16 protein-coding genes are annotated in these 19,361 nt (G+C 40.2%); 14 read left to right on the forward strand and 2 right to left on the reverse strand.

The annotated features are described in order from the left end of the window. The first annotated feature begins 52 nt into the window (after positions 1-52). From rpoC to T501_RS10215, 12 genes are all read left to right on the forward strand, one after another. Positions 53-3,745 carry a DNA-directed RNA polymerase subunit beta' gene (gene rpoC, locus T501_RS10165; RefSeq protein WP_044914712.1) on the forward strand — a complete coding sequence of 1,231 codons (3,693 nt, stop codon included), beginning with the start codon at positions 53-55 and terminating at the stop codon, positions 3,743-3,745. 255 nt (positions 3,746-4,000) lie between these two features. Next, positions 4,001-4,420, forward strand: coding sequence for a 30S ribosomal protein S12 (gene rpsL / locus T501_RS10170; protein WP_026493590.1), 420 nt, complete (start codon positions 4,001-4,003; stop codon positions 4,418-4,420). Positions 4,421-4,592: 172 nt separating this feature from the next. Next, positions 4,593-5,063, forward strand: a complete 471-nt coding sequence (rpsG, locus tag T501_RS10175; RefSeq protein ID WP_022760818.1) for a 30S ribosomal protein S7 — start codon at positions 4,593-4,595, stop codon at positions 5,061-5,063. A 53-nt stretch (positions 5,064-5,116) separates the two neighbouring features. Next, positions 5,117-7,234 (forward strand): elongation factor G, encoded by a 2,118-nt coding sequence (gene fusA, locus T501_RS10180; RefSeq protein ID WP_026511430.1) that lies wholly within the window; start codon positions 5,117-5,119, stop codon positions 7,232-7,234. Between the two features lie 173 nt (positions 7,235-7,407). Next, a complete protein-coding gene (tuf, locus tag T501_RS10185; protein ID WP_026511431.1) occupies positions 7,408-8,598 on the forward strand; it encodes an elongation factor Tu in 1,191 nt (396 codons plus the stop codon). 588 nt (positions 8,599-9,186) lie between these two features. Then, positions 9,187-9,333 carry a hypothetical protein gene (locus tag T501_RS21285; protein WP_155831519.1) on the forward strand — a complete coding sequence of 49 codons (147 nt, stop codon included), beginning with the start codon at positions 9,187-9,189 and terminating at the stop codon, positions 9,331-9,333. Positions 9,334-9,591: 258 nt separating this feature from the next. Beyond that, positions 9,592-10,659 carry a DUF6077 domain-containing protein gene (locus T501_RS10190; RefSeq protein WP_026511433.1) on the forward strand — a complete coding sequence of 356 codons (1,068 nt, stop codon included), beginning with the start codon at positions 9,592-9,594 and terminating at the stop codon, positions 10,657-10,659. Positions 10,660-10,845: 186 nt separating this feature from the next. Next, positions 10,846-11,700: a hypothetical protein gene (locus T501_RS10195; protein WP_044914668.1), complete on the forward strand. Its 855-nt coding sequence runs from the start codon at positions 10,846-10,848 to the stop codon at positions 11,698-11,700. 21 nt (positions 11,701-11,721) lie between these two features. Next, the gene (locus T501_RS10200) at positions 11,722-11,946 is read left to right on the forward strand and encodes a hypothetical protein (protein ID WP_044914669.1); all 225 of its coding nucleotides are present in this window, start codon (positions 11,722-11,724) and stop codon (positions 11,944-11,946) included. A 471-nt stretch (positions 11,947-12,417) separates the two neighbouring features. Further along, positions 12,418-13,683, forward strand: a complete 1,266-nt coding sequence (locus tag T501_RS10205; RefSeq protein ID WP_026511436.1) for an MFS transporter — start codon at positions 12,418-12,420, stop codon at positions 13,681-13,683. Positions 13,684-13,808: 125 nt separating this feature from the next. Continuing rightward, the gene (locus T501_RS10210) at positions 13,809-14,168 is read left to right on the forward strand and encodes an AbgT family transporter (protein ID WP_044914671.1); all 360 of its coding nucleotides are present in this window, start codon (positions 13,809-13,811) and stop codon (positions 14,166-14,168) included. A 12-nt stretch (positions 14,169-14,180) separates the two neighbouring features. Continuing rightward, on the forward strand, positions 14,181-14,693 hold the full coding sequence (locus T501_RS10215) for a nitroreductase family protein (RefSeq protein WP_026511438.1): 513 nt from the start codon (positions 14,181-14,183) through the stop codon (positions 14,691-14,693). Positions 14,694-14,867: 174 nt separating this feature from the next. On the opposite strand, the gene T501_RS10220 is transcribed toward T501_RS10215, so the two are convergent. Then, positions 14,868-16,013, reverse strand: a complete 1,146-nt coding sequence (locus T501_RS10220; protein WP_044914673.1) for an aldo/keto reductase — start codon at positions 16,011-16,013, stop codon at positions 14,868-14,870. 381 nt (positions 16,014-16,394) lie between these two features. Here T501_RS10220 and T501_RS10225 point away from each other — a divergent pair, with 381 nt between their 5' ends. Beyond that, positions 16,395-17,615: an SGNH/GDSL hydrolase family protein gene (locus T501_RS10225; RefSeq protein ID WP_050008248.1), complete on the forward strand. Its 1,221-nt coding sequence runs from the start codon at positions 16,395-16,397 to the stop codon at positions 17,613-17,615. Between the two features lie 169 nt (positions 17,616-17,784). On the opposite strand, the gene T501_RS22135 is transcribed toward T501_RS10225, so the two are convergent. Then, positions 17,785-18,642, reverse strand: coding sequence for a 3'-5' exonuclease family protein (locus T501_RS22135; protein ID WP_242845514.1), 858 nt, complete (start codon positions 18,640-18,642; stop codon positions 17,785-17,787). A 137-nt stretch (positions 18,643-18,779) separates the two neighbouring features. Between T501_RS22135 and dtd the strand changes: the two genes are divergently transcribed. Beyond that, positions 18,780-19,235: a D-aminoacyl-tRNA deacylase gene (gene dtd / locus T501_RS10235; protein ID WP_026511442.1), complete on the forward strand. Its 456-nt coding sequence runs from the start codon at positions 18,780-18,782 to the stop codon at positions 19,233-19,235. Positions 19,236-19,361: the final 126 nt, after the last annotated feature.

Here is a 19,361-nt window from a genome sequence, read left to right on the forward strand (position 1 = left end):
AACTGCAACCATGTAAACAACAGAAAAGAGGTTACGAATGTCTGATTCTACAATGAATAAAGCAATTAACGAAGCTTCAAGTGGAAGAACTTCATCAGCACCGACATATCAGCCGATGACTTTTGATGCAATAAAGATCGGACTTGCTTCTCCTGAGAAAATCAGAGAGTGGTCACACGGAGAAGTTTTAAAGCCTGAGACAATTAACTATCGTACACTTAAACCCGAGAGAGATGGTCTGTTCTGTGAAAAGATTTTTGGACCTACCAAGGATTGGGAATGTCACTGCGGTAAGTATAAGAAGATTCGTTACAGAGGTGTTATCTGTGACCGTTGTGGTGTTGAGGTAACAAAGAGCAGTGTTCGTCGTGAGCGTATGGGTCACATCGAACTTGCAGCACCTGTATCACATATCTGGTATTTCAAGGGTATACCCAGCCGTATGGGTCTTATCCTTGACCTTTCTCCCAGAGTGCTTGAGAAGGTTCTGTATTTCGCTTCATATATAGTGCTTGATCCGGGTGAAACAAATCTCGAATATAAGCAGGTACTCTCTGAGAAAGAGTATCAGGATGCTCGTGAAGAGTGGGCTGGCAGATTCCGTGCCGGAATAGGTGCAGAAGCTGTTAAAGAACTTCTTATGAGCATTGATCTTGAGAAAGAATATCAGGAACTTAAGGAAGGTCTTGATACTTCCAGTGGACAGAAAAAACAGCGTATTATTAAGAGACTTGAGGTTGTTGAGTCTTTCCGTGAGTCAGGAAATGATCCTTCATGGATGATCATGGATTGCATACCGGTTATTCCTCCGGATCTGCGTCCTATGGTTCAGCTTGATGGTGGTCGTTTTGCTACATCAGATCTTAACGATCTGTATCGTCGTATTATTAACCGTAATAACCGTCTTAAGAGACTTCTTGACCTTGGAGCACCGGATATCATCGTTAGAAATGAGAAGCGTATGCTCCAGGAAGCAGTTGATGCTTTGATCGATAACGGTAGACGTGGAAGACCTGTAACAGGTCCCGGCAACCGTGCTCTTAAGTCACTTTCAGACATGCTTAAAGGTAAGGGCGGTCGTTTCCGTCAGAACCTTCTTGGTAAGCGTGTTGACTATTCAGGACGTTCAGTTATCGTCGTTGGTCCTGAGCTTAAGATTTATCAGTGTGGACTTCCTAAGGAAATGGCTATCGAGCTGTTCAAGCCTTTCGTAATGAAAGAACTTGTTTCCAGAGGAATCTCACAGAACATAAAAAATGCTAAGAAGCTTGTTGAGAGACTTGATGAGCAGGTTTGGGACGTTCTTGAGGACGTTATCAAAGAGCACCCTGTAATGCTTAACCGAGCTCCCACACTTCACAGGCTTGGTATTCAGGCATTTGAGCCAATTCTTGTAGAAGGTAAGGCTATTAAGCTTCATCCGCTTGTATGTACACCTTTCAATGCGGACTTCGACGGAGACCAGATGGCTGTACATCTTCCATTGTCAGTTGAAGCTCAGGCAGAGAGCCGTTTCCTTATGCTGGCTCCTAATAACCTTCTTAAGCCTTCTGATGGTGGCCCTGTAAACGTTCCTACGCAGGATATGGTACTTGGTATTTATTATCTTACTCAGGAACGTGAAGGTGCTAAGGGTGAGGGTAAGTTCTTCAAGAGCATTGATGAAGCAATTCTTGCATACGAGAATGACTTCATTACTCTTCAGTCCAAGATCAAAATTCGTGTTTCACGTAAGGATGAGAATGGAGAAGACATTTCAGGAATAGTTGAATCTACATTAGGAAGATTCCTGTTTAATGAGTTTATTCCTCAGGATCTTGGATTTGTAGATCGTTCTGTTCCGGAGAACAAGTTCAATCTTGAGATCGACTTCATGGTTGGTAAGAAACAGCTGAAGAAGATCGTTACAAATATGATTAATACTCACGGTACATTTGCTACCGCTGAGGTACTTGATAAGATCAAGGCAACAGGTTATCACTATTCAACAAGAGCTGCCATGACAGTATCTATCGCAGATATGACAGTGCCTCCGCAGAAGCAGCAGATGCTTGATGAAGCACAGGCAGTAGTTGATGAGATCGCTACAAACTATCGTCGTGGTCTTATGACTGACGAAGAGCGTTATCGTCTTGTAGTTGAGACTTGGATGGATACCGATAAGAAGCTTACTGATGTACTTCTTAAAGGACTTGATAAGTACAACAATATTCACATGATGGCTGATTCCGGTGCCCGTGGTAGTGACCAGCAGATTAAACAGCTGGCAGGTATGCGTGGACTTATGGCTGATACAACAGGTCGTACAATCGAACTTCCTATCAAGTCAAACTTCCGTGAAGGTCTGGACGTACTGGAATACTTCATGTCAGCGCATGGTGCTCGTAAGGGTCTGTCAGATACTGCTCTTCGTACAGCCGATTCCGGATACCTGACTCGTCGAATGGTTGACGTATCACAGGAACTTATTATCCGTGAGCTTGACTGTAGCGAAGGAAAGGCTGTTATTCCTGGAATTACTGTCAAGGAATTCAAAGATGGTAAGGCAATGATCGAGCCTTTAGAGGATCGTATCACAGGAAGATATACATGTGAGGATATCAAGGACAAGGACGGAAACGTTATTGTTAAGAAGAATCACATCATAACACCCAGCCGTGCTAAGAGAATTCTTAGTGAAGGTGTCAACAGTAAGGGTGAAGCTGTAACAGCTGTAAAGATCAGAACAATCCTTACATGCCGTTCACATATTGGTATCTGTGCAAAGTGCTACGGTGCTAACATGGCAACAGGTGAGCCTGTACAGGTCGGTGAGACAGTTGGTATTATCGCTGCCCAGTCAATCGGTGAGCCTGGTACACAGCTTACAATGAGAACCTTCCATACCGGTGGTGTTGCCGGTGGCGATATCACACAGGGTCTTCCCCGTGTTGAGGAGCTTTTCGAAGCAAGAAAGCCGAAGGGACTTGCTATTATTTCAGAACTTGATGGTACAGCAACCATTAAGGATACAAAGAAGAAGCGTGAAGTCATCATCACTAATGATGAGACAGGTGAATCAAAGGCATATCTTATTCCTTACGGTTCACGTATCAAAGTTCTTGACAACCAGCAGGTTGAAGCCGGTGATGAACTTACTGAAGGTAGCGTAAATCCTCATGATCTTCTTAAGATTAAGGGTATTCGTGCAGTTCAGGATTATCTGCTTCGTGAGGTACAGAGAGTTTACCGTTTGCAGGGTGTTGATATCTGCGATAAGCATATCGAAGTTATTGTTCGTCAGATGCTTAAGAAGGTACGTATTGAGGAAAGCGGAGATACAAACTTCCTTCCCGGAACACTTGTTGACGTACTTGATTTCGAAGATGATAATGAGAGACTTATCGGAGAGGGTAAGAAGCCCGCTGAAGGTAAGCAGGTAATTCTTGGTATTACCAAGGCTGCACTTGCTACTAATTCATTCCTTTCAGCTGCTTCCTTCCAGGAGACAACTAAGGTTCTTACCGATGCTGCTATTAAGGGTAAGGTAGATCCATTGATCGGTCTTAAGGAAAATGTTATTATCGGTAAGCTGATTCCTGCTGGTACAGGTATGAAGCGTTATCGCAACACAGCGCTTAATACTGATGCAAACTTTAAGGATCTTGATAAGCTGATCCTTAAGAAGAATCTTGATGATGACGATTTTATCGGTGATTTCGACACAGAAGCTGATGAAGTAGTTGTTGCAGATGATGAGGAATAAGACTTTTTAAAAAGCTCTGAAGATTTTATAATTTTGAAAGCCTAATTATGAAAAGTTCATAAAATAGTACAATTTTACTTTGATTGTGCTTGACAAGGCAAATTTATATATTTATACTATGAAAATGTGCGACAAGCGAGAGGGGAACTATGCCCCTTTCGCTTGAAGTATGTGTTGATTCTCAGATAGTTTCTATGTCAGAGAGCTGTCTGTTTATCATATATTGTTTTACTACTAAAATAGGAGGTAAAAGGAATGCCAACATTTAACCAGTTAGTTCGTAAAGGTCGTCAGACTTCTGAGAAGAAGTCAACAGCTCCTGCGCTTCAGAAAGGATTCAATTCCCTTCACAAGAAGGCTATTGACACTGCTTCACCGCAGAAGAGAGGCGTATGTACTGCTGTTAAGACAGCTACACCTAAGAAGCCTAACTCAGCTCTTAGAAAGATCGCCAGAGTACGTCTTTCTAACGGTATCGAGGTAACAAGCTATATTCCTGGTGAAGGCCACAACCTTCAGGAGCACAGCGTTGTTCTCATCCGTGGCGGAAGAGTAAAGGATCTGCCTGGTACAAGATATCACATTATCCGTGGAACTCTTGATACAGCAGGTGTTGCAGACCGTAAGCAGGCTCGCTCCAAGTACGGCGCAAAGAGACCTAAGGCTGCAAAGTAATTTAAGTAACTATCATAACAAGATCTAATTTTTTTAATAGTGTTGGTGTTTCTTCTATTCACATATATAGAGTATAAATACCGCACGTACACTAAAATTAGTGAGTACCTATGATCTATAGTAAACAGATGAAGACTGACACTCATCTGCGATTCTAAAGGAGGGAAGAACCGTGCCGCGTAAAGGACATATTGTAAAACGTGACGTATTAGCGGATCCTTTATACGATAACAAGGTTGTAACAAAGCTTATCAACACAGTTATGCTTGATGGTAAGAAGGGTGTTGCACAGAAGATCGTATATGGTGCATTCGCACAGGTAGAGGAGAAGGCTGGAAAGCCTGCTCTTGAAGTATTCGAGGGTGCTATGAATAACATCATGCCCGCTCTTGAGGTAAAGGCTAGACGTATCGGTGGTGCTACATATCAGGTACCTATTGAGGTTCGTCCGGATAGACGTCAGGCTCTTGCACTTCGCTGGCTTGTAACATTTTCTCGTAACAGAGGCGAGAAGACCATGGTTGACAGACTTGCATCTGAGATTCTTGATGCATTTAACAACACTGGTGCATCTGTAAAGAGAAAAGAAGATATGCACAAGATGGCAGAAGCAAACAAGGCATTCTCACACTACAGATTCTAATTTTTTTAAGATCTGGTGTAGAAAGCGTTTATTATTATTAGGAGGATAAACCTTTGGCTGAAAGACAATACCCATTGGAGAGAACCAGAAACATTGGTATTATGGCTCATATTGATGCCGGTAAGACAACTCTTACAGAGCGTATTCTTTACTATACCGGTGTTAACTATAAGATTGGTGAGACTTACGAAGGTACTGCTACCATGGACTGGATGGAACAGGAGCAGGAAAGAGGTATCACTATCACATCTGCAGCTACAACATGCCATTGGACACTTCAGGAAAACGGAAAGGTTAAGCCTGGTGCACAGGAACATCGTATCAACATTATCGATACTCCCGGCCACGTTGACTTTACCGTTGAGGTTGAGCGTTCACTTCGTGTACTTGATGGCGCAGTAGGCGTATTCAGTGCTAAAGAAGGCGTTGAGCCTCAGTCTGAGAACGTTTGGCGTCAGGCTGATGGATTTAATGTTCCTCGTATGGCATTCATCAACAAGATGGATATCATCGGAGCAAACTATTTCGGAGCTGTTGAGCAGATCAGAAATAGACTTAAGAAAAATGCAATTATGATTGAGATCCCGATCGGAGCTGAGGATCAGTTCCAGGGTGTTATTGATCTTTTTGAGATGCAGGCTTACATCTATAATGATGATAAGGGCGAAGATGTAACAATCGGAGAGATCCCTGCTGATCTTAAGGATGATGCAGAGCTTTATCGTAGTGAGCTCGTAGAGAAGATCTGCGATCTCGATGAAGATCTTATGATGAAGTACCTTGAAGGCGAAGAGCCTACAAAGGAAGAGCTTAAGGCTGCACTTCGTAAGGCTACTTGCGAGTGCAAGGCATTCCCTGTTTGCTGTGGTTCTGCTCACAGAAACAGAGGTATCCAGAAGCTCATCGATGCTATTATCGAATTCATGCCTTCACCTATTGATATCCCTGCTTGTAAGGGAACAGATATGGATGGCAATGAGATTGAAGTTCCTTCAACTGATGATGGCCCGTTTGCAGCACTTGCATTCAAGATTGTCAGCGATCCTTTCGTAGGAAAGCTTGCATTCTTCCGTGTATATCGTGGTACTGCAAATTCAGGTTCTTATGTACTTAACAGTACTAAGGATACAAAGGAACGTCTTGGACGTATCCTTCAGATGCACGCTAATAAGCGTTCTGACCTTGATAAGGTTTATTCAGGTGATATCGCTGCAGCTGTTGGTCTTAAGAACACAACTACAGGTGATACACTCTGTGATGAGAAGAACCCCGTAATCCTTGAGTCTATGGAGTTCCCAGATCCCGTTATCGAGCTTGCTATCGAGCCTAAGACTAAGGCTGGTCAGCAGAAGCTTGATGAAGCTCTTCAGAAGCTTGCAGAAGAGGATCCTACATTCAGAGCACACACAAATCCTGAGACAGGTCAGACTATCATCGCTGGTATGGGTGAGCTTCACCTTGATATCATCGTTGACAGACTTCTTAGAGAGTATAAAGTAGAAGCTAACGTAGGTGCACCTCAGGTTGCATATAGAGAAGCTCTTACAAATGCATGCGATATCGAAAGTAAGTATGCTAAGCAGTCCGGTGGACGTGGTCAGTATGGTCACTGTAAAGTTCGTTTCGAACCTATGGATGCTAACGGAGAGAATCTCTATCAGTTTGATAGCGAAGTTGTTGGTGGTTCTATTCCTAAGGAATATATCCAGCCTATCAGCGAAGGTATCGAAGAAGCTATGAAGGCAGGCTCTCTTGGTGGATTCCCTGTTGTAGGCGTACACGCTACAGTTTATGACGGATCTTATCATGAAGTCGATTCTTCAGAAATGGCATTCCATATTGCCGGATCTATGGCATTTAAGGATGCTATGGCAAAGGGAGGAATGGTTCTCCTTGAGCCCATAATGAAGGTTGAGGTTACAATGCCTGAAGAGTACATGGGTGATGTTATCGGTGACGTTAACTCACGTCGTGGACAGGTTGAAGGTATGGATGACCTTGGCGGTGGAAAGATTGTTAGAGCACATGTTCCGCTTGCTGAGATGTTCGGATATGCTACAGACCTTCGTTCAAGAACTCAGGGTCGTGGTAACTACTCAATGTTCTTTGAAAAGTATGCTCCTGTTCCGAAGAACATTCAGGAAAAAGTTCTTTCTAACAAGAACGCATAAATAATTAAAATAAATGGGGCCTAGGGTTTTTCATTGAAAAATGAGTCTCAAAGCCCCTATTTATACTATTTTAGGCTTGATTTAAAGCTTAAATTTTAATATAATCGATATAGTCGGTTATTATGAGAAAAGAATGTTAATGTAACATTTTTATTTAAGGAGGATATTTTAAAATGGCTAAAGCTAAGTTTGACAGAAGCAAACCGCACGTAAACATTGGTACAATCGGACACGTTGACCATGGTAAGACAACTCTTACAGCAGCTATTACAACTGTTCTTGCTGACAGAGGATTCAGCCCTGCTGTTGCTTTCGATCAGATCGATAAAGCACCCGAAGAGAAAGAGCGTGGAATAACAATTAACTCTGCTCACATCGAGTATGAGACAGCTAACAGACACTATGCACACGTTGACTGCCCTGGCCACGCTGACTATGTAAAGAACATGATCACTGGTGCAGCTCAGATGGATGGTTCTATCCTTGTTGTTGCTGCTACTGATGGTGTTATGGCTCAGACAAGAGAGCACGTTCTTCTTGCTCGTCAGGTTGGTGTTCCTTACATCATCGTATTCATGAATAAGTGTGATATGGTTGATGATCCTGAACTTCTTGACCTCGTTGAGATGGAGATCAGAGACCTTCTTACAGAGTATGAGTTCCCTGGAGATGATATTCCGATCATCCGTGGTTCAGCTCTTAAGGCTCTTGAGGATCCTAAGTCTGAGTGGGGCGATAAGGTTATGGAACTTATGGATACAGTTGATTCATACATCCCTGAACCTACTCGTGAGACAGATAAGCCTTTCCTTATGCCTGTTGAGGACGTATTCACAATCACAGGTCGTGGAACAGTTGCTACAGGTCGTGTAGAGAGAGGTCACCTCAACCTTAACGACGAAATCGAAATCGTTGGTATCAAGGAAGAGACAGCTAAGTCTGTATGTACTGGTATCGAGATGTTCCGTAAGACAATGGATTACTGCGAAGCTGGTGACAACGTTGGTCTTCTTCTTCGTGGTGTTGACCGTGATGGTATCCAGAGAGGTCAGTGTATCACAAAGCCCGGCACAGTAACTTGCCACAAGAAGTTCACTGCTGAGGTTTACGTTCTTACAAAGGATGAAGGTGGACGTCATACTCCTTTCTTCAACAACTACAGACCTCAGTTCTACTTCAGAACAACTGACGTTACAGGTGTTTGCAACCTTCCTGAAGGTACAGAAATGTGCATGCCTGGTGACCACGTAACAATGAGTATCGAGCTTATCCACCCCATCGCTATGGAGCAGGGTCTTAAGTTCGCTATCCGTGAAGGTGGTAGAACAGTTGGTTCAGGCCGTGTTGCTACAATCGTTGAGTAATCTTCACGCTAGCTTTGAGCTAAGCGCATAAAAGCCAATATAAACAGCCCGTCGTGCTTGCACGAATCGGGCTGTTTTTTATTGGCTTTTTAGGCATTCAGCGAATGCCGTGACCGAGATGGAGCGTAAGCGGAATCGAGGTTGCGCTTAGTGGATTTATGCAGCTTCCAGAGTATCTCTGAAAGCTGTTTTTTTGTATACAATCTAGCCGAAAATGACCTTTGGCTCTAAAAATATGGATAAATTCAGAGTCAAGCGAAAGTATTTCAAAATTCATATGTCGAGCTCGAACAAATGGATTTTGGAATACTTTCATTTGGCGGATATCTGCCAACGAGAAAACGATTTCGTTTCCGAGTCTTGACTCTGATTATATTCAGTATTTATGCTCTTTTATAAAGAGGGGCGGTGCCAAAATGGAGACATGAAAATAGTATAAATCTATTATTCTTGTGCTTGTTTTTCAATAATGATGATGGTAATCTTCTCTTAAGAAGAGAGCGAAAGCTTTCTGGGCTGGTCGAAAGACCCGGGTCCACCTATTGGCGGGTAAGACACCCGCTTTTCTCATGCAATAAAGGGAGGGGTATGAAGGAATTAAGTATATTTGTAGACGAATCTAGAGATTTTGGTGAATACGGTCCCCATTCTCCGTTTTATATAATATCAATGGTAATGCATGACCAAGTAGTTGATATCACTGATGATCTAGCTAAACTTGAAGCGCAGATGTAGTATTTAGGATTGCCGCATCATTGTGTGCATGCAGGACCAATAATTCGATCTGAGTATGAGTATAAAGAGTATACCGTAGAGAATAAAAGGAAAATTTTAAAAAATTTGATGATTTTCAGCAGGCTGATATAATTATTTCGTGGGGAGTTGCATTAGGGAAGGTATGAAAAGAAGAAACGTTATTGTGGGATTTCAATCTGTCATGTGCGTTTTGTCTGCATGTGCTTTTTCAAAAAATACAACTAAAGGAATGTAATAATGTTAATGACAATATGGTCTATACTCAGACTTGTAATTTTTATGTTCACAGTACCTATGTGCATAGGACAACTGTTCAAATTTATTTTGAAAAAAGAACTTAGAACTCCGGGGATTACTTTCTTACTTGGATTTTTTGTCTACTCAGGGATTATTCAGATAATATCCATCTTATGTATTATGACAATTGCGAGTAAGCCTCATGCTTTTGAAACTTGTTTCAAATGGAGTCTTTTTGTGGTACTGCTTTTTTCTGTAGCAGGTATTTTCAGATTTGATAAGACTATGTTTAAAAAGCCTGATATAAAGGGACTTAGTATAGATACCAAGATCTTTTATGGAATATTCTTTGCACTTGTAGTGTTCCAAATGGTAATGGCGATTGTAACCAGAATATTTGACGGAGACAATTCGTATTATGTCACTCAGTCTGTAATCGCACAAAAAATGGGAGCAATGTATACTGTAGATCCTAATAAAGGCGGAAGCATTATGCTTGATGGGAGGCATGCGCTTGCGGCTATTCCAATGTGGATAGCGTTTATTGCAAAAGCTGCAACTGTACATTCTACAATCGTTGCGTATACTGCTTGGCCGATTCTGATCATTCCGTTGGCATATTTTATTTATCACGAGATAGCTAAAGTGCTGTTTGCGGATAATATCGCGTTGAGACCGATTTTCATGATCATTGTCAATATGCTTATGATCTTTGGAAATATATCGATCTATACTCCGGCGACATTCTTTCTGATGAGAACCTGGCAGGGAAAGTCCATGCTTACAAGTATTGCTTTTCCAACTATCCTGTTGATTTTTTTATGGATGTTTAAGGAAACGGGCGGAGAAGGAAATCTTTCGCTACGAGCTTCTTTCTGGGGACTGTTGGCAATGGTGAACATGTTTTCAGGAATGTGTTCAGAAATGGGAGTTGTGTTCGGGGCTGGACTTGTTATGTTGCTAACACTTGTTCTACTGTATTCATCAAAGCGAGTGACAGTTCTTTTAGGAGCATTTTGCTGTCTTATTCCAAATATTATTTATGTTGTGCTATATAAGCTTATGTGAGGAGGAACCATCATGACGAAGTCATGATTCGGAATGGTTCCGACCGATAGGGCAGGATTACGAAGTAATCGTGCCAATACACAAAGAGGAGGAACCATCATGACGAAGTCATGATTTGGAATGGCTCCGGCGACTTGGCAGGATTACGAAATAATCCTGCTGATACTTATTTTACGAGGATGATATATGTACGGGATTTTTAGAGAATGCCTAGTCGATCTTCAGAGATATGGTGGACTGGGAAACGGAAGTTTCTGGATAATTTTTTGGCTTCTTTTATTGATATCATCGTTTTATCTTATAGTAAAAGAATCTGATGTAAGAAAGAAAATTATATTTGGAGTAATGCCGTTTGTGGTAGTTGCTGGGTTTCTTTTCCCTGTAACAAAGAAGCTGTATGTGAAAGCCTCTGGAATTGAAAATGCCAATACATATTACAGAATTTTATGGATCATCCCAATGTATGTAACTATTGCTTACGCATTTACCAAGTTTATTGGTAGCCTTAATAGCACTGTAAAAAAGCGTATTGCAGTTGGTGTTGTAGCTGTGGTTATTGCAGTCACGGGTTCATGTGTATATTTAAATAAACATGTATATATGGCGGAAAATATGTATCATCTGCCACAAAATGTTATAGATATATGTGACAGGATAAAACCAACAGAGGATGAAGGTACAGTAAGAGCTGCGTTTACTCCGGAACTGGTCTACTTTGTAAGGCAATATGCTCCCAATATATTGATGCCTTACGGAAGAGATTATGTTGATCATAATTATTACGCTGGAGTTCTCAAATTGATGAATGAAGAAGGAGAAATGGAAACCCAAGAGCTTTTGTATTATACAAGAGTGGATCTGGACAGATATATAATTCTTCCTACGGATAGAAAACTGGATGAAGACATAACACTTTTTGATGTGAAGCTCGCCTGCACTATAGACGGATATAATATCTATGAAGATATCCTGATAAGTGAGAACAGGGAAAAAGAAAGAGAACATTACGTCAATGCTAGAATAGACGTGTATGGAGAATAAATCAGATCAGTTACTTAATGATTGGAATCCTGGGATCTTGAGCAGATGATATCTGCAGATGAAATAATCAGTGTTTATTCAATATCCGAAGAAGAGGCAAAAGAAACTGAGAATCTCCTTAACAGTCTATTCTGTTCTGCAAATGTTGACTGGCAGCTATACTACGTGGTCTTAGAGGAAGCACAGGCTTATCTCGATGATATGCAGGAATTATTCTTCATAATAATGATTATCTGCAACAAATGATGCGATTGAAGGCAACTTTTTGTATGGATATAATGGAATATGAGATGTCACGTAAAGTCAAGGCTTCCGAGAGTTTTCTCTGGAGCCTTTTCTACATGTTTATAAATTTTGATATTGTAATGTGAGATACGGTATGCTAGCATAAAGCAAGCAGCGAATTCACAAGGGAGAGACAATGAGCATTTGATAATTTGATTTAAGAACACTTACATTATGAACAGAGCATGTGTCTGGAGCTATTCAAGCAAGGGGAACATGCTGTTATAAGCGTGTATGAAGATGATATACGCTTTTGATTTTGTCTAGAGAGAAGCTTTAGGCGTATTTTTTGTGTACTCTTAAATTAGATTATCGAGCATTTTCTTTGCCTGTTTTATATAGGAATTGATTAGTATGAGTCTATTTTTGTGTACACAAGAATAGACTTTTTTATTTGTGCAAAGCAACTTGATATTATTACCGGAGGAAGATATGGAAAAAGATAACAATACTAATTCAAATCCCTTGTGGACCAGGGATTTTACAATAATCACACTTGGAAGTGTGGTATCTATGTTTGGAAATGGTATGGCAGGATTTGCCATGAGTCTGATGGTACTTGATTATACCGGATCTACGATGCTGTATGCGATATATCTGTCAATGTATACGATTCCGCAGCTGATAATGCCAATTATATCCGGCGCAATACTGGACAGATTTTCAAGAAAAAAGATGATATATACATTGGACTATGCGATGTCAGTGATATACATTATTGTAGCTATAGCTATCTGGAGAGGACTGTTTAACTTTCCATTGTTTGCAGTTATGACATTTTTACTTGGGTGCATCAGCAGCATATATATGGTGGCCTATGACAGTTTTTATCCACTTCTTATAACAAAGGGCAATTATTCAAAGGCCTATTCCATAGCAAGTGTTCTTGAGACCTTGTCGCAGTTTATGGTGCCCCTTGCGACATTTTTCTACAATCTTGTGGGAATTGCTCCGCTTATGATTGTAAACGGCATAAGCTTTTTTATTGCTGCATCATTGGAAATGCAGATACAGACTGAAGAGAAATATATAGAAAAACAAAGAGCCGAAATTACAGATCAGAATCTGGGGAAAATAGCCAGAGTTTTAACTGATATAAGAGAGGGATTTAAATATCTTATTTCTGAAAAAGGGCTGAGGGCTATAGCGATCTATTTCCTTTTTAGTGCCATGGCAGGAGGTGCCATGAATGTTATAGGGCTTCCGTATTTTAAGAGTAACTATAATTACGGAGAGTATATATTCATCGCAGTATTCGGCATGAGCTTTGTGGGAAGAGCAGTAGGAGGATTATATCACTACAGGCACAGGTTACCTGCAAGATATAAATATTCAATTGCGCTTTTTGTCTATGTAATGATTGGTATATTTGAAGGAGCTTTCCTGTATCTGCCATTTTATATAGCGATGCTACTAAGCTTTATGGTTGGAATCCTGGGTGTTACCAGCTATACCATCAGAATATCATCTACTCAGAGCTATGTTCCTGATGAAAAGAAGGGAAGATTCAATGGAGCTTTTCAGGTACTTAGCACATCCGGAGCCTTGGTGGCAGAGCTCTCAGCAGGTGCACTTAGCATGTTCATGGGACAAAGGGAAATAGTTCTTTTATTTGAGGTTTTGGGAGTTGCTGCGGCGCTGATACTTATTGGCGGAAATAAAAAGTATGTGGAGAAGATTTATAACAGAAATATGTAATAGCAAATTTTTTTTCCAAGGCTCGTAGTAGCTATTATAATAATATATGTAGTTATTTAGTCGTGTGACCGAAAAGTAATACTCTTTATATCGATAAAAATAAAATATTGATGAGGAGAATTTGCATGGAAAAAAAGGAAGCCAAAAGAGATAACATACTTCTTAAGATTGAGAAGTTTTGCGATAAGTTGCCACAACCGGCTATTTTATTCATGGTGTTCTTTGTGATTACAGCTGTTTTTTCATTGCTTTTCTCGGTATTCAATGTAAAGGTTATCAATCCGACCTCAATGGAGGAAATTTATGTCAGAAATTTTTTCACCAAAGAGGGGATGTATTGGCTTTTGGAAAACATGATAACTAACTTCATCTCGTTTCCGCCTCTTGGAATTGTGCTTGTCATGTCTGTGGCAGTTGGCTTTTGTGAGGAATCAGGGCTAAAAAATATAATGAGAATCTTGTCAGTAATTGTACGGAAATTTTGAAAGGAGATCTAAATGGAGTTTAGTGAAGTAGTAAAGGATAGATATTCCTGTAAGAAATATGATGGTAGAAAAGTTGATAAGGACAGCCTTCAGAAGATTCTGGAAGCGGGAAGGGTAGCACCTACAGCCAAGAATCTGCAGGAACAGCGCATTTATGTAATTGAGTCAGAGGAGGCTCTGGCAAAGATTGACAGTGCAACAGCTTGCAGATATGGTGCTTCAACTGTGGTTGCAGTAGCTTTTGATAAGAATAATGTTTTCACTTATCCGGGCGGAAAAAGAGATTCCGGAATTGAAGATGCTACAATCGTAGCAACACATATGATTCTTGCAGCATATAATGAAGGTGTTGATAGCTGCTGGATCAATTTATTTGATCCTGATAAGCTGGCTGAGGCGCTTGGACTTCCTGAAAATGAGGAAATCCTTATGTTGATGGATCTTGGCTATGCAGCTGGAGGGGCAGGTCCTTTGGAAAACCACTCAAGAAGAAAAGAGCTTTCTGAGACAGTTAGCTATCTGTAAAAATAATAGTAAATTAAAAGGAACATATAACCTTTACATTGAGGATATATGTTCCTTTTTTTTACAGAGTCCTTAGCAAGGTTTTTACAAGCCTGATATGCTAATACCCTATTTCTTTAAATACTTTATCCATGAAACATATCTTTCTTATGCAAAACCTCTTTAGCGTCTTGTCTATTTTCCAAACTGCTGAGCAACCAGCTCAAGATTTTTCCTAATGGGAAGATGCTGAGGACATATGTTCTCGCACTTGCCACATTTTATGCAATCGCTCGCTTTACCGTAAACCTCTGTAAGTCTGTTATAGTATCCAGCCTGGGGAGTGAAGCCTTTTCCTGCATACTCCTGCTTTTCAAGATTATATAGTGAGAAATACTTCGGTATCGGTATGTTTTTAGGGCATCCATCAACGCAGTATGCACAAGCTGTGCAGGGTATAGCTATACTTGAGTTGATGATTTCGGTTGCCTTGTCTATTATCTCAAGTTCTTCAGGATTAAGTGGCACAAAGTCCTTCATGTATCCGGTATTATCCCGCATCATATCCATATTGCCCATTCCGGAAAGAACCATCTTAACACCCGGCTGACTTGCGGCGAATCTGATTGCCCAGGATGCTACTGATCTGTCAGGAGCATAACTCTTAAATAATTGCTCTACCTCAGGAACTACATTTGCAAGTGTTCCGCCCTTTACAGGCTCCATGACAACGACAGGCTTGCCATGCTTTTCACAGACTTCGTAACACTTCTTTGACTGAATGGCCTCACTGTTCCAGTCGAGATAATTTAACTGAAGCTGTACGAACTCGACTTCGGGATGCTCTGTGAGAATCCTGTCAAGAAGATCGGCTCTGTCATGATAAGAAAATCCCATATGTTTTACATAGCCTGCCTTCTTCTTATCTGATAGCCACTCGAAACATCCAAGTTTTGTATATTTTTTATAATGATCTTCACCGAGATCATGAAGAAGATAATAGTCAAAATAATCGGTTCTTGTCTTTTTCATCTGGGTTTCGAATATCTTTTCCATTTCATCTTCGTTATTGAAAAAGCCGCCATGAAGCTTGGTCGCAAGGGTGAAGGTGTCTCTCTTATGCCTGCTGGTAAGAGCTTCGCCGACAGCATCCTCGCTTTTAAATCCGCAGTACATCCATGCGGTATCAAAATATGTAAAGCCCTGATCGATGAAATAATCCACCATTTCCTTAGTGGTTTCGATATCTATGTTACCGAATTCTGAAGTTGTAGAGATTTCAGGTAATCTCATCAAACCAAAACCCAACTTCTTTGGTGAATCTGAAAAAGCAAAATCCATAGCGTAATACCTCCTTAGAACACACTGTATTTTCAGAAGAAATATGATATCTGCAGATTCTCGAATTCTAGAGAAAATTCAGGAATCTGTGTAATAATAGTCTACAAAAAATTGATAAAGAATTTCAATAGAGTTTTTGCTTCTAAAAATGAAATTTTCTTAAATAATTTCCATGTATGACATGGTGTTTTGATAGTGTGAAATAACCCTTTTTATTTTTGAGAAAAAACAGGAATCTTTCCTGTTTTGTACCGGAATTATTAAAAGGATTGCTGAATTAAAGAAATAAAAAACAGTTAGCAGCCTTTACATTAAAGCGTAAAATCAGTAATCTTGATAGGGGTATAGCATATAGTAGATGCATTAGCTATAGCAAGATTTATGGGTGCAATGATGACTGTTAATCAGGCTGGAATTTGGCCCTGCTATTTAAAGAAACGATATACTAAGGAAGGTGGTTATATGTTAAAAGAATACAGAGTCAGTGAAATAAATGATATTAAAGTGCATGGGAGAACGACTAAAAACAGGAATCCTCTGACACTTTTCTGGACGGCTTCAGGCGTAGAGTTTAATTCCAAGGCCTGCGAAGTAAGGCTTAAATACACAGCGGATTATGATCAGTTTGAGCCTTGGATAGATGTAATAATAAACGGTGTCAGATATCAGAAGAGACCATTGGAGAAGGGAACACATGAAATTACTATCTGGAGAAGTAATGAGAATCGAAATGGTGTAGAAGTTCCGGTAAGGAATATTAAGATTCTCCGCGATACACCTGCGATGCCCGGAGATGCAAAAACTTTGGTGCAGATAGAAAGCATATTATCTGATGGTACATTTGAAAAAGTCGATGAGCCTAAGATGCGACTGGAATTTATAGGGGACAGCATAACTTCAGGCGAGGGGTGCATGGGACCTTTGCAGGAGCAGGATTGGAACAGCTCATGTTTTGACTGTGTAGATCATTATGCATATATTACAGCAAAAAGGCTGAATGCCGATTATCAGGTATTTAGTCAGAGCGGATGGGGAATTTCCTGGTCCTGGTATGGAAACCACAATGAGAATATGCCTGCTCATTATGGCAAGATCTGTTCATTGTTGCCTGATGGAAAGTTTAGAGAATATGGCGCTTTTGATGACAATAATTTTGAGAGCTTCAAGGCGGATGCAATCATTGTTAATCTCGGAACGAATGATGTAGGAGCTTTTTCTGTTGAGGGACATGATTCAGCAGCTGCCATGAATTTTGAAAATAAACATGTTTTAACTTCAGAGGGATTTATACCGGAGGAAGACGAAGCTTTTCTTAAAGGTGCTGTGGTTGATTTTCTTGCTACACTCAGGGAGAAAAATCCTGATGCCAAGCTTATATGGGCTTATGGAATGCTTGCTGCAGGCAGCAGGGAGCTCACTTTGCAGATGAGTTCGCTACTTGAAAATGCGGTAAAGACATATTCTGAAGAAACAGGTGATAAGAACGTATTTTATCTGAGCCTTCCTGAAACACAGGATGACGGATTTGGATCAAGAAGCCATCCGGGACTAACGTCGCATGAAAATGCAGCAGTTACCATCTCGGAATTCTTAAGAAATTAACCATTTATGCGCTTTTTATACCTGTAAGTAGAAAAATCAGTGTATAAATGAATAAACTTTGCAAGTCTATTATAATCTGAGATTAACTATATAATGTGTTAATGCATTATGAAATAAAGATAAAATAATATTAAAATCTATATAGGCGGCTTTTGTCAGGATTCTGGTATTATAGTTTTGCACATTCGTAAGAAGAAATATCATGCCTTAATAACTCCATGATTTTTAGTTCATCCATCGCATCCATTACGGCATTGTGAGTTTCACGATAGCTATAGTCACTGCTTAGCATCTGCAGGATGCTTTCAACTGAATATCCGCGTTTTAATCTGCCGCTTTTACATACTTCTGCATCAGCAGGGATAGCATGATTGAACTGACGGTAGGCAGCAAGTCTCATTATATCAAACCATTTAAAGTCATGAAGCTCTTTAAGATGTCCATGGTCGAATTTGGCATTATATGCAAAGATGTGCTTTGTATTGTTGGACGTAAGGTAATCACAGATATCTCTCATGGCAGCCTCCCTTGAAGTGACTGTTTGAGGAATACTTTTTACTATCCTTAGGACATCGGAATACATGCCACCCTTCTTATACTCAGGATCGATGATGTAATATTTTGCACCAACACATTTGTAGGTATCCATATCTGCCAGAACGATTCCGACTGACATTACCTCATTGTTCCAATTTGTTTCAGTGTCGATGACTGCTATTTTATTATCAGGATTATGACGGGAAATTGTGCGTTTAAGAGAAATAACAGTCTCTGCATGTTCAGTATTAGAGACTGCCTTCTTTGTTTCTGGATGCACAGTCTTTTTCTGAGTATCATACTTGGTGTCAGGGTGTTCGGATTTCTTATAGGTATCATACTTGGGGTCAGAATGTCCGGTTTTCTTCTGAACCTCATGTTTAGTATCAGAATGTCCGTTTTTTGTATGAACATCTGTTTTAGTGTCCGGGATATTGGACTTGGTATTTTTTATCATATCTAAAAAATCAAGGGATTTGTTGTAACTCATATTTTTCTCCAATTTAATTAGTAAACCAATTATAATAAATAGAAGTTGAAACATGCAACTTTGGAATAAGTGAATTAATGTGCTGATTTTTTCAGATCATCAACATGTCAGTTCGTAGTCAATATAAGGAGATAAAAATGAGAGCAGTTGTAACAAGAGTTTTGTCAGCGTCAGTAACAATAGAGGGGAAGAAAGTAGCTGATATAGATAAAGGTTTTTTGGTATTACTTGGGGTTCATGTCAGTGATACAGAGCAGGAGGCGAAGAAAATTGCTGACAGGATATGTGGACTGAGAGTATTTGAGGATGAAAATGGAAAGATGAATATCAATCCCAAGGATGCAGGGGCGAAGCTTCTTATTGTCAGTCAGTTTACCCTTTATGCAGATTGCAAATCCAGACGCCCGGGATTTACTGATGCAGCAAGGCCTGAAGTTTCCAATCCGTTGTATGAGCTGGTGGTAGCTGAGTGCAGGCAGCAGGGATTTGAAGTTCAGACAGGAGAATTTGGGGCTGATATGAAAGTTGAGTCAGTCAATGATGGACCGGTCACGATCATTCTTGATACGGATGAACTTTCTTCAAAAAAATAAAAATCAAATCTATATAATGGAAAACTCAAAAATACCCACTAAGCTTCAGGAAAAATTGTATTTCCTGGCTTAGTGGGTGTTTTATTGTTAACGACATCAGGAATTGCCTGATGTCGTTTGCAGCAC

The organism is Butyrivibrio sp. WCE2006, assembly GCF_000701985.1.
Classification (GTDB): domain Bacteria; phylum Bacillota; class Clostridia; order Lachnospirales; family Lachnospiraceae; genus Butyrivibrio.

Coding starts and splice junctions, on each gene's coding strand:
- rpoC (WP_044914712.1), top strand. CDS start 53: ATGAATAAAGCAATTAACGAAGCTTCAAGTGGAAGAACTTCATCAGCA.
- rpsL (WP_026493590.1), top strand. CDS start 4,001: ATGCCAACATTTAACCAGTTAGTTCGTAAAGGTCGTCAGACTTCTGAG.
- tuf (WP_026511431.1), top strand. CDS start 7,408: ATGGCTAAAGCTAAGTTTGACAGAAGCAAACCGCACGTAAACATTGGT.
- T501_RS21285 (WP_155831519.1), top strand. CDS start 9,187: ATGAAGGAATTAAGTATATTTGTAGACGAATCTAGAGATTTTGGTGAA.
- T501_RS10190 (WP_026511433.1), top strand. CDS start 9,592: ATGTTAATGACAATATGGTCTATACTCAGACTTGTAATTTTTATGTTC.
- T501_RS10195 (WP_044914668.1), top strand. CDS start 10,846: ATGTACGGGATTTTTAGAGAATGCCTAGTCGATCTTCAGAGATATGGT.
- T501_RS10205 (WP_026511436.1), top strand. CDS start 12,418: ATGGAAAAAGATAACAATACTAATTCAAATCCCTTGTGGACCAGGGAT.
- T501_RS10210 (WP_044914671.1), top strand. CDS start 13,809: ATGGAAAAAAAGGAAGCCAAAAGAGATAACATACTTCTTAAGATTGAG.
- T501_RS10215 (WP_026511438.1), top strand. CDS start 14,181: ATGGAGTTTAGTGAAGTAGTAAAGGATAGATATTCCTGTAAGAAATAT.
- T501_RS10220 (WP_044914673.1), bottom strand. CDS start 16,013: ATGGATTTTGCTTTTTCAGATTCACCAAAGAAGTTGGGTTTTGGTTTG.
- T501_RS10225 (WP_050008248.1), top strand. CDS start 16,395: ATGGGTGCAATGATGACTGTTAATCAGGCTGGAATTTGGCCCTGCTAT.
- T501_RS22135 (WP_242845514.1), bottom strand. CDS start 18,642: ATGAGTTACAACAAATCCCTTGATTTTTTAGATATGATAAAAAATACC.
- dtd (WP_026511442.1), top strand. CDS start 18,780: ATGAGAGCAGTTGTAACAAGAGTTTTGTCAGCGTCAGTAACAATAGAG.